Here is a 15,064-nt window from a genome sequence, read left to right on the forward strand (position 1 = left end):
GGCCGATGCCGAAACCCCTCGTCAAATCAGGCGCAGAGATCGATGGCTACACGATCGGCGAATGCGTCCATGCCGGCGGAATGGCGACGCTGTGGTCGGTCACCCATCCCGGCATCGATGTGCCGCTGCTGATGAAGATTCCGCGGGTATCGGAGGGCGAGGACCCCGCGGCGATCGTCTCCTTCGAAATGGAGATGATGATCCTGCCGCGGCTGGCCGGGCCGCATGTGCCCTCAAGCTTCGGCACCGGCGATTTCGCCCACCAGGCCTATGTCGTCATCGAGCGCATCTCCGGGACCACGCTCTACAAGCGGTTGCCCGACCTGCCGCTGCCGTATGACGAGGCGCGGCAACTCGTCGCCAGGATCGCGACGGGGCTCGCGGATTTGCACCGGCAGAACGTGATCCATCACGACATCAAGCCGAGCAGCATCATGTTTCGCGAGAGCGGCGAGGCGGTGCTGATCGACTATGGCCTGTCGCATCACAACCATCTGCCGGACCTGTTGCAGGAGGAATTCCGCCTGCCTTACGGCACCGCGCCCTATATGGCGCCTGAACGGCTGTCAGGGGTGCGCGACGATCCGCGCAGCGATCTGTTCTCGCTTGGCGTGCTGCTCTATTTCTTCACGACCGGCGAGCGGCCGTTCGGCGAGGGCGAGACGCTGCGTGCGATGCGGCGCCGGCTGTGGCGCGATCCGCACCCGCCGCGCGGCTTGCGCGCCGATTATCCGCCCTGGCTCCAAGAGGTGGTGCTGCGGTGCCTCGAGATCGAGCCGGTGCGGCGCTATCCGACGGCGTCGCAGCTCGCCTTCGATCTGACCCATCCGGACCAGATCAGGCTCACGATGCGCTCGGAGCGAATGAAGCGCGATCCGCTCAGCGTCGCCTGGCGCCGCCGGTTCAACCAGGGTGTCATGGCGCCCCGCGCGAAATCGGATGTCGCAGCCCAGCTCGCATCAAGCCCGATCGTTGCGGTCGCGCTCGATACGGCGGAAGGCGAGCCGGAGTTGAACGAGGCTCTGCGCATGACGACGGAACGCATTCTCGCCACGCTGCCGTCGGCGCGGCTCGCATGTCTCAACGTGCTGAAGCTCAACCGCATCGCGATCGACAGGACGCTGGATGAGCAGGGCTCCAACAAGCATATCGACCGGTTGGTGGCGCTCAGGCACTGGGCCACTCCGCTCAAGCTGGATGAGAGCCGGCTGTCGGCTCACGTGCTGGAAGCCGTCGATCCCGCGGCGGCCATCCTGGAGTTTTGCGAGGTCAACCACGTCGACCACGTCATCATCGGCGCGCGGCAGGGCTCGTTCAGGCGCACGCTGCTCGGCAGCGTCTCGGCCAAGGTGGCCTCGGAAGCGGCCTGCACCGTCACCGTGGTACGGCCGCCGCGAATGGCAGCGGATGCGGGCGAGGAGGCCGGATAGCGCCGCGCTCTGGATCCTGGAGGTTCAGGCCGCGTGAGCGGTGTGGACGGAGCGCTTGCGGCGGATCGGCCAGGAGAATTGCGGGCCGGGCTCGCCGTGATCCGCGCTGCCGCCGAAGAACTGGATGATCTCGCGGCAGGGTTCGCAGTTGAACAGGTTACGCGACGCGGACGCCTTGGTCATTTCCTTCAGGCAGTTCGGGCAATGCGGCTTCATGAGCTTGGTCCAGAAAAGAATTCAATGCCGGCGCGGTGACCGGAGCGGGTGATCCAGGTCCGTCTCGGGCCCGGTGTCGTCGCGCATCTCGCCTTCGGTGCGTTCGAGCCGACCGAAGAAAAAATCGAGGTCAGGATGTGGGCGCCGCGGGATGCGGCACCGGCGCTTCGGCTGACGCTTTACGAGCGCGATCTGCATGGGGTCAGGCCCGATACCAGTCGCGACGAGCGATGCGGGTCGAGCGAGCCGAGACCTTCACCGGTCCAGCCGATGGACCAAACACAACAAACGCAGAAAAACCAAGCCACAACGCCACGCCAGTCCAAACCAGGGTCGTCGTCATGATGTGCTCCCGCGAAAACAGGCAAGAATCACTAGCGGTGATTTGCGCGAATCAGGGAAGCCCGGAGGAGTACGGATTAAGGTTGCAAATTTAGGCACTGCGCGCCGCAACACCCGTAGAAGCCGCACATCTGCGGAGCCGCGCGAGCCCTCAGATCGCCTCGCCGCGTGCAGCCGCGGCGGCGTTGCGGATTGCGGCGATGTTGGTCTTGTAGGCGTCCTGCGTGCCGCCCCTGAACACGGACGTGCCGGCGACGAAGGCGTTGGCGCCGGCTGCGGCCAGGGGACCTGCGACGTCGGAGCCGACGCCGCCATCGACTTCGATGTCGATCGGACGGCCCGCCGTCATCGCGCGGATATCGCGGATCTTGCCGATCGTGGAGGGGATGAAGGCCTGGCCGCCGAAGCCGGGATTGACCGACATCACCAGCACGAGGTCGACCAGGTCCAGAACGTATTCGAGCGCGCTGATCGGCGTGCCCGGATTGAGCGAAACGCCGGCCTTCTTGCCGAGAGCGCGGATCGCCTGAAGCGAGCGGTGCAGATGGGGACCGGCCTCAGCATGCACGGTGATGTGGTCGCAGCCGGCTTTCGCAAAGGCCTCGAGATAGGGGTCGCAGGGCGAGATCATCAGATGCGCGTCGAAGATCTTCTTGGTGTGCGGGCGCATCGCCTTGATGACGTCGGGGCCATACGAGATGTTGGGAACGAAGTGCCCGTCCATGACGTCGAGATGGATCCAGTCGGCTCCGGCGGCGTCCACGGCGCGCACCTCCTCGCCGAGCCTGGAGAAGTCCGAGGCCAGGATCGAGGGCGCGATTGCCAGGGGGCGGGGAGCGAAGGCTTGGGTCATGGCGGTTTCCCGTGGCGGCCGTGAAAGATGGACTCGCCTAACATGGGCCTCTCAGCCGGGCAATGCAGGGGCGGCGTGCTTCCTGTGGGCGGAAATTTCTGCCGCGACCGGCATGAATTGCCGGTGTTCCCGGGCCATGCAACGTGCGGTGAGAGCGGATTTCATTGAGTTTTTTGCGCTGGCACGGCGCTTGCTGACTTCATCTCAACAGAACATTGGCCGCGGCATGCCGCATCGGTTGGAGTTGTGCAATGTTGTTCGCTCTTGGGGCCGTATCGAGTGCGCTCGACGCGATCCAGTCGCTGACGAATTCGAAATCGTCCTCGTCGACGCAGAAGACGGGGTCCTCGCAAAAGCCGGCGACCAATCCGTTCGCGATCGACAGCGGCAGCAACAGCACGACCGGCGCGACCTCGTCGGTCAATGCGGGCAAAACCCCGCAGATCTCGTCGGAGACGATGAACGCGCTGTTCGCAGCGCAGAGCCAGTCGACGGACGGCACCGGCAGCGCCAACTCGACCTCGTCGAGCTCGACATCCTCGTCCTCGACGCGCCGCGACGCCGCCCTGAAGGACCTGTTCTCGCAGATCGATGGCGACGGCGACGGCAAGATCACCAAGTCGGAATTCGAGAATGCGCTCGGTGCTGGCGGCACCAACCTCGCGCGGGCCGACGACGTTTTCTCAAAGCTGGATTCGAATACCGACGGCAGCGTCAGCCTCGATGAGATGTCGAAGGCGCTGAAGAGCGGCCATCGCGGCCACCATCACGCGCAGGGTGCGAGCGACGCCTCCGGCAGCGGCTCGGATTCCTCCTCGCAGGCCAAGGGCGGCTCGACCTCGACTTCGACGACCGGCGCCGACGGCTCGACCACCACCACCGTCACCTACGCCGACGGCTTCAAGATGTCGACGACGGTCCCGGGCGCCTCCAGCCCCCGTAATTCGGCGTACGATCTGTTCGCGCAGTTGATGCAGCGGCAGGGCGGGCAGGGACAAGGCGCCTCAGCGGCTGCCGGTTCATCGATGTCGATGAGCGTGTAACCTTGCTCACGGCTAGCCTGCATATTCGTGAGTGATGTCACGGTGGAGATAACGGTCGCGGATTTCGCGGTTGAAGAATGTACCCTTTGAGCGCGCATTCCTGAACGCCGCGGCGACCTCGGGCGGAACGTCCTCGTAGACATAGAGGCGTCCGCTGACGAAAGTCACTTTCAGCTCGCGCGTCTCGGGCGCATAACGGAAAAACCGGATCACGGAAGACGGCATGGCTGTGCACCTTGTCCGCAAGGGTAACGCCGTGTCAGCCGTTTCGTTTCTAGCCGAACCGATCCTTCCACGCCGGCAGCGCGCCTGCGAACGGCAGGGCCGTCGCATTGTAGACGCCGCGTGCGATTGCGCGTGCGACCACGTTGGCGGCGACGGTTCCGAGCTCGGTGAGGCCGACGAGCGGCTCGATCGGCTTCTCGCCCGTTGCGGCGGCGAACAGCACGTCGCCGTCGGTTGGGGCATGCACCGGATAGATCGCACGGGCGAACCCGGTATGCGCGATCATCGCAAGCCGCTTGGCCTGGGCCTTGGTCAGCGTGGCATCGGTGACGACGAGGCCGATCGTGGTGTTCTCACGCGCGCTCGCGGCGGGTCCGCCCTTGATACGCATCGCCAGCATGTCCGGCGTGAACGCGGACGGCAGGCCGCGCCCGCCGAACTCGCCGTTCTCCTCGAACGGCGCAGCCCAGAACCAAGGCCCATCGCCAACGGTTGTGCTGCCGACCGCGTTGACGACCATGATCGCGGCAACCTTGATACCGTTGGCCAGGACCGCGGAGGCCGACCCCAGTCCGCCCTTGAAGGTCGCGGTGGTGGCACCGAGGCCGGCGCCGACGCTGCCCAGCGCGAAATCGTCGCTGGCGGCCAACGCTGCGGCGTAGCCGAGATCGCGATAGGGCGCGAAGCGTCCCCAGGCCTTGTCGCCACCGTTGAGCAGGTCGAAAACGATCGCGCCCGGGACGATCGGAATCACCGCCTCGCGAATCCGCAAGCCGCGGCCTTGTTCGGCGAGCCAGGCCTGGATGCCGCCGCCGGCGTCGATTCCAAAGGCGGAGCCGCCGGACAGCGCAATGGCGTCAACCCGATCGACAGTGCTGGCGAGGTCGAGCAACGCGTCTTCGCGCGTGCCGGGTCCGCCGCCGCGAACATCGATGGCCGCGACCGCGGGGGCGTCGAAGATGATCGCGGTCGTGCCAGTGGCGATTTTCGCATCCTCGGCGTGGCCGACGCGGACGCCGGCGATATCGGTGAGAAGGTTTTTCAAGGCGGCTCCGCAGGCTGAAAGGCGCTCGCTTCAGCGATATCGCAGGGATGCCGCAGGCTCAACCCGCGAGGGCGGTCCTCAGCATCTTGGCGAGCTCGGACTTGCGGTAGGGCTTCGCCAGCAGCAGCACGCCGGAATCGAGCCGCCCGTGATGGACGATGGCGTTCTCGGTGTAGCCCGAGGTGAACAGCGTCTTCAGGTCGGGGCGGCGGCGAGCCGCCTCGTCGGCGAGCTGGCGGCCGTTCATGTTGCCGGGCATGATGACGTCCGTGAACAGCAGGTCGATGTCCTTGTCGGCGTCGATGATGACGAGGGCCTCGGCCGCATTGCCGGCTTCGAGGGCGACATAGCCGAGGCTCTTGATCTGGGTCACGACATATTGGCGCACCAGCGCGTCGTCCTCGACGATCAGGATTTTTTCGTGGCCGCCGGTGACGGGCGCGTTTTGGAGCACCTCGAATTCGGTCTCCTGCACGCCGCTCGAGCGCGGCAGGTAGATCTTCACGCTCGTGCCGTGGCCTTCCTCGCTGTAGATCTTGATGTGTCCGCCGGACTGCTTGACGAAGCCGAACACCATGCTGAGGCCGAGGCCGGTGCCCTTGCCAACCTCCTTGGTGGTGAAGAAGGGATCGAACACCCGGTCGATCAACTCCGGCGGGATTCCGGAGCCGGTGTCGCTGACGGCGATCATGACGTAATTGCCAGCCACCACGTCGGGATTCATGCTGGCATAACCGTCGTCGAGGAAGATGTTGCGCGTCTCCAGCACCAGCGTGCCGCCGTTGGGCATGGCATCTCGCGCGTTCAGCGCGAGATTGAGGATCGCGGTGGAAAGCTGGCCCGGGTCGATCAGTGCCGGCCACGCATCGTCGGTGAGTTGCGGCATGATGGTGATCTGCTCGCCGAGCGTGGGATGCAGGAGCTTTGCGGCCTCGAGCGTCAATGCGTTGACGTCGATTTCGCGCGGTTGGAGCGGCTGCTTGCGGGCGAAGGCGAGCAGATGCTTGGTCAGTTGCGCGCCACGTTCGGCGGCGTCATCGATCAGCTTGGTGATGGCGGCGAGCTCGGGACGGTCAGCGACCGCGTCCGCCAGAATTCCGATCGTGCCGGTGATGACGGTCAGCACATTGTTGAAGTCGTGCGCGACGCCGCCGGTCAATTGACCGATGGAATCCATCTTCTGGACGTGCCTGAACTGCGCCTCGGCGGCCTGCTTCTCGGTGAGATCGCGGCCGATGAAGAAATGGCGCTTGACCGGCTCGGACCAGGTGCCCATCCAGTTCAGCGTGACCTCGTGACCATCGTAGTGGTAGTAGCGCGCCTCGAAGCTGCGCTTGACCGCGCCACGCCGCGCCGCGCGCATCTCGTCGCGCGTCTTCTGTAGGTCATCGGGATGAATGAACTCGGTGGCGCTGTGCCCGATCATGTCGTCCGGACTCAAGCCCAGAATGGTCTTCACGCTGGGGCTGACCTGGATGAAATTGCCAAAACCGTCGGTGACCAGGATCAGGTCCTGCGAAGTCTCGAAGATCCGCTGCCGCTCCTCGACCTCGCGGCGCAGTTTTTCTCGTGCCTGCTTCTCTTCCGTGATGTCGTGGGCGATCTTGGAAGCGCCGATGATCTGTCCGGTGGCTGATTTGAGCGGAGAAACATTGAGAACGACGTCGAGCGGCCGGCCGTCCTTTCGGATCCGGACCGTTTCATGCTGGGCGATCGTTTCATTGCCGCCGACCCTGTTCAGGATACCCCTGACCTCGGCCTTGCGGTCCTCCGGCACGATGATGTCGATCGGTTGGCCGATGGCCTCCGCGGCGGCATAGCCGAACAGATGTTCGGCGGCCTTGTTCCAGCCCGTGATGACACCATCGAGCGTCTTCGTAATGATGGCGTCATTGGCGGATTCGACGACGGCCCCGTACAGCGCAAGGCGCTTGCCATAGTAGTCGCGATCCAATGCTGACTGCTGGCGCAACCTGCCGACGAGCCCCAGCGTGTGCGCCTGGAGGCGGACATTTTCGATCAAAAGCACTGCGAGCACGAAGGTCGCCGCACAGAGGCCATAGACGCGGCCGGCGTAGAAGCCGAGATCGAAGCGCGCGATGTTGACGATCGCCGACAGCGCGATGTCGAACAGCCACGCGCACATCACCACCATGAGCCAGACGTCGATGACCGAATGCGGACGGCGGAACCACAGCGAGACCAGCGCGGCAAAGCTCAAGGACCAGACAAAGGCCACCACGCCGATCATGATCTGCGTGTAACGGCCGTCGCGCAGCAGGACCGGAAGCAGGTCGTGCTGGGCAGTGACGATCCAGGTCAAGACGATCATGACCGCGGCGACGCCGACCACGCTGGCGTAGATCGCCTTGCTTGCCGAGCCCGCGATCCGGGCGCCGCCGTCGGCCTCCTTCAGCCAGGCGTAGCCCAGCACGCAGAGCGGAAAGCCGCCGTGCCAGATCATGTAAAGCCAGACCGTGGTCTGCTGGTTGGCACCGAGCAGCCCGGTCGGCGAAAAAAGTCCGGGGAAGGTGAGGGCATGGACCACGGCCGCGGCAGCGGTGAACAGATAGCCCGTCGCGAGCACGAGGAGCGCGCGGGTCCTGAGCACCGCAAACTGCGACAACAGCAGGACAGCGGTGACGATGTCCGCGACGACGAGCGCGGATTGATAGCTCGCGACAAAGGCTGGCACCGGGAGCAGCGGGATACCTGCGAAGGGCACGGCCATTGCGAACAGGATCGACGAGACGCCCACGATCGCCAATGCTGCGGTGCGATCTTTCGGCGTAGCCGGCAGCGTCGAAAGGAATGTGTTCCGATCGGTCGTCGCGGACACGTGCAGCTCTCGCAGATCGGTCTTGAGCATCTTCGCCAATCTCATTTGGCCTAATCAATTTTGGTCCATGGTAGCGGGTTCTGGGCACGCATCATGACAAAACCCACCGCGACTCAACCGAAGGTTACAGTTTACTTAATTTTGTGGGGAACGCGCACGGGGGATCGGGTAAGATGCGCTTTACTGGACGGTGCCATAATGCTCTCCCGCTGCTACGGGTTCCAGGTTTGAATCAGGCATTTTGATTTCACGATCCGGGAGTTGTTCCCTATGCCCCGTATTCTCATCATCGACGACCAGAAGGACGTCCGTGCGATGGTCGCGATCGTGCTGCGCGTCAACCGTTACGACGTCGTTGAGGCCGATAGCGGGGCTGCCGGGGTGAAAGCCTTCACCGAGGCCTGCTTCGACGCGGCAATCGTGGACATTTTCCTTGGCGATACCAGCGGCGTCGAGGTCATCACGACGCTGCGCGAGCTTGCACCGAGCCTCCCGGTCGTTGCCGTGTCGGGGATGACGGCGCTGGACTTCATGGAACAATCGCCCCACCTCGCCAACGTGGTCTGCCTTCAAAAGCCGTTTCGGCCGAACGATCTTCTTCAAGCACTAAGGAACGCCCAAGCCGCGGCGGACGGCGCGCTGCCTGCAGCCGTCTGACCCTGACGCGGGAAGAAACGCCCCGGGCAAGCCGGGGCGCGACGATGATTGGATGGGGCCTCCAAGGCCCCCGGCAACCGTGCCTAGGTGCCGTTGCCGCTGATCGCGGCGTAGCCGCCCTTGGCGTCCCATTTGTAGACGACGTAGTCGAGCTGCTTGATGTCGCCCTTGGCGTCATACTCGATCGGCCCGATCACGGTGTCCCACTTGCCGGCCTTGATGGCCGCCATGACCTTCTTGGCGTCGGTGGTGCCGGCCTTCTTGGCCGCCTGCGACCAGACCTGCATCGCCGCATAGGTGTAGAGCGTGTAGCCCTCGGGGTCGATGTTCTTGGCCTTGAAGGCCTCGACGATCTTCTTCGCGGTCGGCTTGTTGCGCGGATCGGGGCCGAAGGTGAACAGCGTGCCTTCGCCGGCCGGGCCGGTGATGGAGGCATATTCCTTGTCGGCGAGCGCGTCGCCGGCCATCAGCACGGTCTTGAGGCCCTGGTCGCGCATCTGGCGCAGGATCAGGCCGCTCTCCTGATGGTAGCCCCCGACATAGACGAGATCGATGTTGTCGCGCTTCAGCCGCGAGACGATCGCGTTGAAGTCCTTGTCGCCCTTGTTGTAGGACTCGTACATCTTCTCGGTGACGCCGGCCTTGTTGAGCGCCTTCTTGGTCTCGTCCGCAAGACCCTTGCCGTAGGTGGTCTTGTCGTTGAGGATGGCGATGTTCTTGCCCTTGTAGTTCTTGGCGATGTACTGGGCGGCGACCAGGCCCTGCTGGTCGTCACGGCCGCAGACGCGCGCCACGTTCCACAGTCCGCTATCGGTGAACTTCGGATTGGTGGAGGCGGGAGTAATCTGGAGCACGTTGCCGTCGGCATAGGCTTCCGAAGCCGGGATCGAGGACGACGAGCAATAATGCCCGGCCACGAAGGGAATCTTCGCGCCGGCGATCTTCTCGGCGATCGAGCGCGCCTGCTTCGGATCGCAAGCGTCGTCCTCGACGGACAGCGCGAGCTTCTTGCCGTTGAGGCCGCCGGCGGCGTTGATGTCGGCTACGGCCATCTCGGCGCCGTTCTTCATTTGGCGGCCGAAAGCGGACTCGCCGCCGGTCATCGGACCTGCGACTGCGACGGTGACATCCTGCGCGAATGCCGCGCTCGACAGCGCGATCGACGCGCCGAATGCCAGACCGATGAGCTTCAGTGATTTCATGAGATACCTCGAGGGTGGTCGCCTGTGGGAGTTACCGGGCATGCCCGGTTCAAACCGGCGCCATTCTTGAATGAATTCGAGGAGAAGTCACCGGCAAAATACGGGCAGGGGCAGAGATATCTCGCCACATTCGGCAGCATGGGTTCGCCTTTGGGGCCTCAGCCGTGCCGGCCGCCTTCCAGGTAGGCGGCGCGAATCTCGGGGCGCTGCAACAACTCGGCACCGGTCCCGGCCAGCGTGATCAGGCCATTGACCATGACATAGCCGCGATGGGCGAGCTTGAGCGCGTGGTTGGCGTTCTGCTCGACGATCAGCACGGTCAGGCCGTCCTGGCGGTTCAGGGTGCGGATTGCATCGAAAATCTGGCGCGCGATCAGCGGCGCCAGACCGAGCGAGGGCTCGTCGAGCAGGAGCAGGCGAGGACGGCTCATCAGGGCGCGGCCGATGGCCAGCATCTGCTGCTCGCCGCCGGACAGGGTTCCGCCACGCTGCGCGTAGCGTTCCTTCAGCCGCGGAAACAGCGTGAACACGCGTTGTAGCGTCGCCTCGCGTTCGGCGTCAGTGCATTCGGTGGCGTCCGCCCCCATCTGGAGATTTTCCGCCACGCTCATGCGCGGGAAGATGCGGCGGCCTTCCGGCGATTGCGCGATGCGCAAATGCGCGATCTCGTGGGTGGGCACTTCGGTGATGTCGCGGCCTTCGTACAGGATCTGGCCGGCGCGGGCGCGCGGCTTGCCGAAGATCGTCATCATCAGCGTCGACTTGCCGGCACCGTTGGCGCCGATCAGCGCCACGATCTCGCCGGCATTGATCGCGAGGTCGACGCCCTTCAACGCCTCGATCTTGCCGTAGGCGGCGCGAAGGCCGCGGATCGCGAGTAGGGCAGTGGGCGACGTCACGACCCGCTCTCCATCACGGCCGCCGCCTCTTCCTCATCAGTGCCGAGATAGGCGGCGATCACCTTTGGGTCGTCGCGAACCTCGCGCGGGGAGCCTTCAGAGATCTTCACACCGTGGTCCATCACCACGATGTGGTCGGAGATCTCCATCACCACAGACATGTCGTGCTCGATCAGCAGGATCGAGGTGCCGAGCTCGTTGCGGATCGACAGCAGCAGCTCGCTCAGGGCGGCACTCTCGCGCGCATTGAGGCCGGCGGCGGGTTCGTCCAGGCACAAGAGCGCAGGCTCGGTGCACATCGCACGTGCGATCTCGAGCCGTCGCTGGTCGCCATAGGCGAAATTACCGGCGGCATCGTCGGCGCGATCGAGCAAATTGACCCGCTTGAGCCAGTCGGTGGCGAGATCGATCGCGCGCTTCTCGGCGTCGCGGTAGACAGGCGCGCCAATGAGCCCGAGCAAGGTGAAGCCGGAGGCGCGCATCAGCGCGTTGTGCTGCGCCACCATCAGGTTTTCCAGCGCGGTCATGCCGGGAAACAGACGGATGTTCTGGAAGGTGCGGGCGACCTTGGCCTGCTTGGCGATGCGGAAATCGTTCAGCCGCTCCAGCGCGATCACCTTGCCGTCGTCATGGCTGAGGCGGATGGCGCCGCCGCTCGGCTTGTAGAACCCGGTGATGCAGTTGAACACCGTCGTCTTACCGGCGCCGTTGGGTCCGATCAGCGCGGTAATCTTGTTCCGCTCGGCAGCAAACGACAGGTCCTGCACCGCGACGATGCCGCCGAAGCGCATGGTGAGCCGGTCGACCTCGAGAATCTGGTCGCTGCTCATCCGTGTCCCTCCTTGACGAGGTCGGATGAGATCGCGTGAGCCTTGGTCAGATACACGGTCGGCGCGCGATGGCCGATCAGGCCGCGCGGCCGCCAGATCATGATCAGCACCATGGCCATGCCGAACACCAGCATGCGATAGCTCTCGAGGCTCCGGAACAGCTCGAAGCCGCCGATCATGGCGAGCGCGGAGAGCGCCACGCCAAGCTGCGAGCCCATGCCGCCGAGCACGACGATGGCGAGCACCAGCGCCGATTCCTGGAAGGTGAAGGATTCCGGGCTGATGAAGCCCTGGCGGGTCGCGAAGAACGCGCCGGCAAAGCCGCCGAACATCGCACCGGTCGCGAATGCCGTGAGCTTGGTTGTCGTGGTGTTGATGCCGAGCGCGCGGCAGGCGACTTCATCCTCGCGCAAGGCTTCCCAGGCGCGGCCGATCGGCAGCCGGCGCAGCCGGATCGTCACCCAGTTGGTGAGCAGCGCGAGCGCCAGGATGAGGTAGAACAGGAAGACGATGCGGTGGGTCGGCGAATATTCGATGCCGAGCCTGGCGGCGAGCCCGTTGTCGCTGTTGTCGAGCGGGATGCCGAAGAAGGAGGGGCGGGGAATGCTGGAGACGCCGTTGGGGCCGCCGGTCAGATCCTGCCAATTGATGATGACGAGGCGGATGATCTCGCCGAAGGCGAGCGTCACGATGGCGAGGTAGTCGCCGCGCAGGCGCAGCACGGGAAAGCCGAGCAGCACGCCCCAGAATGCGGCGAGGACGCCCGCTAGCGGCAGGCAGATCCAGAATGACCAGCCGAAATTGGTCGCAAGCAGCGCGTAGGAATAGGCGCCGACCGCATAGAAGGCGACGTAGCCGAGATCGAGCAGGCCGGCGAGGCCAACCACGACGTTCAATCCCCAGCCCAGCATGACATAGGTGAGCACGAGGATTGCGAGGTCGAGGATGTAGCGCTGGTCATAGAAGATCACGGGCACCAGCAGCGTGAAGATCAGGAGCGCCGGTGCGAGATAGCGGCCGAGGAACGACATTCCGCTCTGCACCGCTGGCGGCACCAGCTTCTCGGCGCCGGTCGGACCGATCCATTGCTTGAGCAGCTCGAGCACGATCGAGCCGCCGAATACCGCGGCGACGAGGGAGGCGACCTCGCCGAAGCGCGTCCAATAGGTGAGCTGGCCGTCGGAACCGGCTTCGGTGCGGACGCCGACCATCAGCGAGAACAGCACCAGCGCGATCAGTGCGTTGACGCAGGCGGTCTTCAGGAGAGCGGGGATGCCCGATGCAGCTTTGGCCGTATTGCTCGAGGGAGTTTTCACGCGCGCGACCGTCAGACTTTTTCGACTTCGGGGCGGCCGAGCAGGCCGGTCGGCATGAAGATCAGCACGACGATCAGGATCGAGAACGCGGCGACGTCCTTGTACTCGACCGAGAAATAGGCCGACCAGAACGTCTCGATCAGCCCGATCGCGAGCCCCCCGAGCATGGCGCCGGGCAGCGAGCCGATGCCGCCGAGCACGGCCGCCGTGAACGCCTTGATGCCGGCGACGAAGCCCATGAAGAAATCGACCAGGCCGTAATAGAGCAGGTACATCAGGCCGGCCACCGCGGCGAGCGCAGCGCCGATCACGAAGGTCATGGAGATGGTGCGGTCGACGTTGACGCCGAGCAGCGCCGCCATGGTCTGGTCCTGCTCGCAGGCGCGCATGTCGCGCCCGAGCCGGGTGCGCGACACCAGCCAGGTGAAGATCGCCAGCAGCACGATGGTGGTGATGACCACCACGATCTGGATGTTGGAGAGCTGGATGACGAAGCCATCGGCGCTCTCGTGCAGCGTATATCCGCCGGTGATCACTGGCGGCACTGGCTTCACCCGTGCGCCCTGCGCCACCTGCGAATAGTTGGTCAGCACGAACGACATGCCGATCGCCGACAGCATCGGCGCGAGGCGGAAGGAGTGGCGGAGCGGACGGTAGGCGATGCGTTCGATGGTCCAGCCATACAGGGCGGTGACCGCCATCGAGACCAGGATCACGATCAAAAGGATCACCGGGACCGCAGTCAGGCCGGTCGAGACCAGGAGAAGGAAGGTGATCAGCGCGATGAAGCCGCCGATCATGAAGACATCGCCATGGGCGAAGTTGATCATCCCGACGATGCCGTAGACCATCGTGTAGCCGATCGCGATCAGCCCGTAGATCGAGCCGAGCACGAGGCCGTTGATGAGCTGCTGGGCGAAATAATCCATAGGCTGCCGTACCCAAATCTGACGCGGCTCAAAGGGAGCTCTTCGAGAGAGAGTGCTGGTTTCTTCTCGGGCCCCGGCAGCCCTTTAAGCATTCTCGTTTTGTAACAGGAGGGAACTGGCGGCTGCAACCGGCCCTGCCTCCGCATCAAGGCTTTTACAGAGATCATTTAGGCGCTGCGGTTCCCCGCAATGGGCGGAACCGGCGCCGCCGGCGCCCAATTGGATGCCTGTCGGGAGGCAGTTAAGGTAAACAAAGGGTTTAAATTGCCGCCACAGTCTGATGCGAGTTAGCTCCCGGCAATGCCTTCCATCGAAGGCGCGGGCCAAACGAAGCGGGAAGCGGCATGTTCGGAAACTGGCGGATCGGTTCGGTCAACGGCGCACTTCTGGCGGCCTATTTCATCCCGGCCTGGACCCTCGTTGCCTTCAACATCATGGTGGCGCCGGTGCACGGCCTCTATGAGCGGCCGAGCGTCGCAGTGGCGCTTTTCCTCAGTGACCATCTCCAGATGGCGGGGATGGATACGGTGCGCGCCGCCTGGCTGCTGGCACTGGGCCGACTGACGGTGGTGGCGTTCTTTGCGATCTACCTTGCGCTGCTCTGCATCCCGCGCATCCGCAAGAACGGCGGCAGCGACGAAGCGCTCGGCATCGCGCTTGCGATCGGCAGCCTGATCTCGTTTGCGAGCATGATCATGGCCTCGAAAGTCGGCGAGATGGCCGCACTGCGGCTGCACGCCACCGAGCTCCTGCTCCTGCTCGGTGCCGCCATCGTGGTGGTGATCGAACGGCCCGAGGCGGCGCCCAAGATCGTTCAGAGGACCGTTGAGGCCGCCCCGCCGCTAGGTCTTGAGCAGGCCGAGCTCCTGCACAATCGCTGAGGCTTCCTTGACGGCGTGGTTCGCCGCCGGCACGCCGCAATAAATCGCCTGCTGCAGCAAGATTTCCTTGATGTCGTCGGGCGTGAAGCCGCCCTCGGCGAGGGCCGCGCGCACATGCAGGCGGAATTCGTCCCATTGGCCAAGCGCTACCATGGTGCCGATCACCAGCACCCGCCGCGTGCGCTCGTCGAAATGCGGCCGCGTCCAGATCTCGCCCCAGGCGTAGCGCGTGATCATGTCCTGGAAATCGGTGTTGAATGCATTGCGACCCGCGATCGACTTGTCGACCCAGGCATTGCCCAGCACTTTTCGGCGCACGTTCATGCCGGCATCGCGGCGTTTCTGATCGTCCATTCT

At 64.5% G+C, this 15,064-nt stretch carries 17 protein-coding genes; 4 read left to right on the forward strand and 13 right to left on the reverse strand.

Annotated features, from left to right (window positions below):
• Nucleotides 1-5 precede the first annotated feature (5 nt).
• Nucleotides 6-1,430, forward strand: coding sequence for a protein kinase domain-containing protein (locus tag AC0L3J_RS16875; protein ID WP_473347758.1), 1,425 nt, complete (start codon nucleotides 6-8; stop codon nucleotides 1,428-1,430).
• Between the two features lie 24 nt (nucleotides 1,431-1,454).
• Here the strand turns inward: AC0L3J_RS16875 and AC0L3J_RS16880 are convergent, their stop codons facing one another.
• The 4 genes from AC0L3J_RS16880 to rpe all read right to left on the reverse strand — a co-directional run bounded on the left by AC0L3J_RS16880 (nucleotide 1,455) and on the right by rpe (nucleotide 2,841).
• Nucleotides 1,455-1,646, reverse strand: coding sequence for a hypothetical protein (locus AC0L3J_RS16880; protein ID WP_007602380.1), 192 nt, complete (start codon nucleotides 1,644-1,646; stop codon nucleotides 1,455-1,457).
• Between the two features lie 21 nt (nucleotides 1,647-1,667).
• The gene (locus AC0L3J_RS16885; protein ID WP_198034867.1) at nucleotides 1,668-1,844 is read right to left on the reverse strand and encodes a hypothetical protein; all 177 of its coding nucleotides are present in this window, start codon (nucleotides 1,842-1,844) and stop codon (nucleotides 1,668-1,670) included.
• A gap of 4 nt (nucleotides 1,845-1,848) precedes the next feature.
• Nucleotides 1,849-1,989, reverse strand: a complete 141-nt coding sequence (locus AC0L3J_RS16890) for a hypothetical protein (protein WP_456769247.1) — start codon at nucleotides 1,987-1,989, stop codon at nucleotides 1,849-1,851.
• 150 nt (nucleotides 1,990-2,139) lie between these two features.
• Nucleotides 2,140-2,841 carry a ribulose-phosphate 3-epimerase gene (gene rpe / locus AC0L3J_RS16895; protein ID WP_473347759.1) on the reverse strand — a complete coding sequence of 234 codons (702 nt, stop codon included), beginning with the start codon at nucleotides 2,839-2,841 and terminating at the stop codon, nucleotides 2,140-2,142.
• Between the two features lie 251 nt (nucleotides 2,842-3,092).
• Between rpe and AC0L3J_RS16900 the strand changes: the two genes are divergently transcribed.
• Nucleotides 3,093-3,884 (forward strand): EF-hand domain-containing protein, encoded by a 792-nt coding sequence (locus AC0L3J_RS16900; protein ID WP_473347760.1) that lies wholly within the window; start codon nucleotides 3,093-3,095, stop codon nucleotides 3,882-3,884.
• A 12-nt stretch (nucleotides 3,885-3,896) separates the two neighbouring features.
• On the opposite strand, the gene AC0L3J_RS16905 is transcribed toward AC0L3J_RS16900, so the two are convergent.
• From AC0L3J_RS16905 to AC0L3J_RS16915, 3 genes are read right to left on the reverse strand one after another with little or no spacing between them, the layout of a single operon-like run.
• On the reverse strand, nucleotides 3,897-4,109 hold the full coding sequence (locus tag AC0L3J_RS16905) for a KTSC domain-containing protein (protein ID WP_473347762.1): 213 nt from the start codon (nucleotides 4,107-4,109) through the stop codon (nucleotides 3,897-3,899).
• Nucleotides 4,110-4,158: 49 nt separating this feature from the next.
• Complete coding sequence (locus AC0L3J_RS16910; RefSeq protein ID WP_473347764.1) at nucleotides 4,159-5,154, reverse strand: P1 family peptidase; 996 nt, start codon at nucleotides 5,152-5,154, stop codon at nucleotides 4,159-4,161.
• Nucleotides 5,155-5,212: 58 nt separating this feature from the next.
• Entirely contained in the window at nucleotides 5,213-8,023 is a 2,811-nt protein-coding gene (locus AC0L3J_RS16915) for a PAS domain S-box protein (protein WP_473347766.1), read from the reverse strand.
• Nucleotides 8,024-8,263: 240 nt separating this feature from the next.
• On the opposite strand from AC0L3J_RS16915, the gene AC0L3J_RS16920 reads away from it, so the two are divergent.
• Nucleotides 8,264-8,650, forward strand: coding sequence for a response regulator (locus AC0L3J_RS16920; RefSeq protein ID WP_473287743.1), 387 nt, complete (start codon nucleotides 8,264-8,266; stop codon nucleotides 8,648-8,650).
• Nucleotides 8,651-8,733: 83 nt separating this feature from the next.
• On the opposite strand, the gene AC0L3J_RS16925 is transcribed toward AC0L3J_RS16920, so the two are convergent.
• The 5 genes from AC0L3J_RS16925 to AC0L3J_RS16945 all read right to left on the reverse strand — a co-directional run bounded on the left by AC0L3J_RS16925 (nucleotide 8,734) and on the right by AC0L3J_RS16945 (nucleotide 13,826).
• Entirely contained in the window at nucleotides 8,734-9,852 is a 1,119-nt protein-coding gene (locus tag AC0L3J_RS16925) for a branched-chain amino acid ABC transporter substrate-binding protein (RefSeq protein ID WP_007602405.1), read from the reverse strand.
• 158 nt (nucleotides 9,853-10,010) lie between these two features.
• A complete protein-coding gene (locus AC0L3J_RS16930) occupies nucleotides 10,011-10,751 on the reverse strand; it encodes an ABC transporter ATP-binding protein (protein WP_473259002.1) in 741 nt (246 codons plus the stop codon).
• Complete coding sequence (locus AC0L3J_RS16935) at nucleotides 10,748-11,581, reverse strand: ABC transporter ATP-binding protein (protein ID WP_473347767.1); 834 nt, start codon at nucleotides 11,579-11,581, stop codon at nucleotides 10,748-10,750. Before AC0L3J_RS16935 ends, AC0L3J_RS16930 begins: the two co-directional genes overlap by 4 nt.
• Complete coding sequence (gene livM / locus AC0L3J_RS16940; protein ID WP_027567705.1) at nucleotides 11,578-12,897, reverse strand: high-affinity branched-chain amino acid ABC transporter permease LivM; 1,320 nt, start codon at nucleotides 12,895-12,897, stop codon at nucleotides 11,578-11,580. The genes AC0L3J_RS16935 and livM overlap by 4 nt, the downstream gene beginning before the upstream one ends.
• Nucleotides 12,898-12,908: 11 nt before the next feature.
• Nucleotides 12,909-13,826, reverse strand: coding sequence for an ABC transporter permease subunit (locus AC0L3J_RS16945; RefSeq protein ID WP_007602412.1), 918 nt, complete (start codon nucleotides 13,824-13,826; stop codon nucleotides 12,909-12,911).
• A 344-nt stretch (nucleotides 13,827-14,170) separates the two neighbouring features.
• Between AC0L3J_RS16945 and AC0L3J_RS16950 the strand changes: the two genes are divergently transcribed.
• The gene (locus tag AC0L3J_RS16950) at nucleotides 14,171-14,707 is read left to right on the forward strand and encodes a hypothetical protein (RefSeq protein ID WP_473347768.1); all 537 of its coding nucleotides are present in this window, start codon (nucleotides 14,171-14,173) and stop codon (nucleotides 14,705-14,707) included.
• On the opposite strand, the gene AC0L3J_RS16955 is transcribed toward AC0L3J_RS16950, so the two are convergent.
• Complete coding sequence (locus AC0L3J_RS16955; protein WP_027567707.1) at nucleotides 14,669-15,061, reverse strand: carboxymuconolactone decarboxylase family protein; 393 nt, start codon at nucleotides 15,059-15,061, stop codon at nucleotides 14,669-14,671. The genes AC0L3J_RS16950 and AC0L3J_RS16955 overlap by 39 nt on opposite strands.
• Nucleotides 15,062-15,064 lie beyond the last annotated feature (3 nt).

It is taken from the genome of Bradyrhizobium sp. Kon37 (assembly GCF_055807535.1).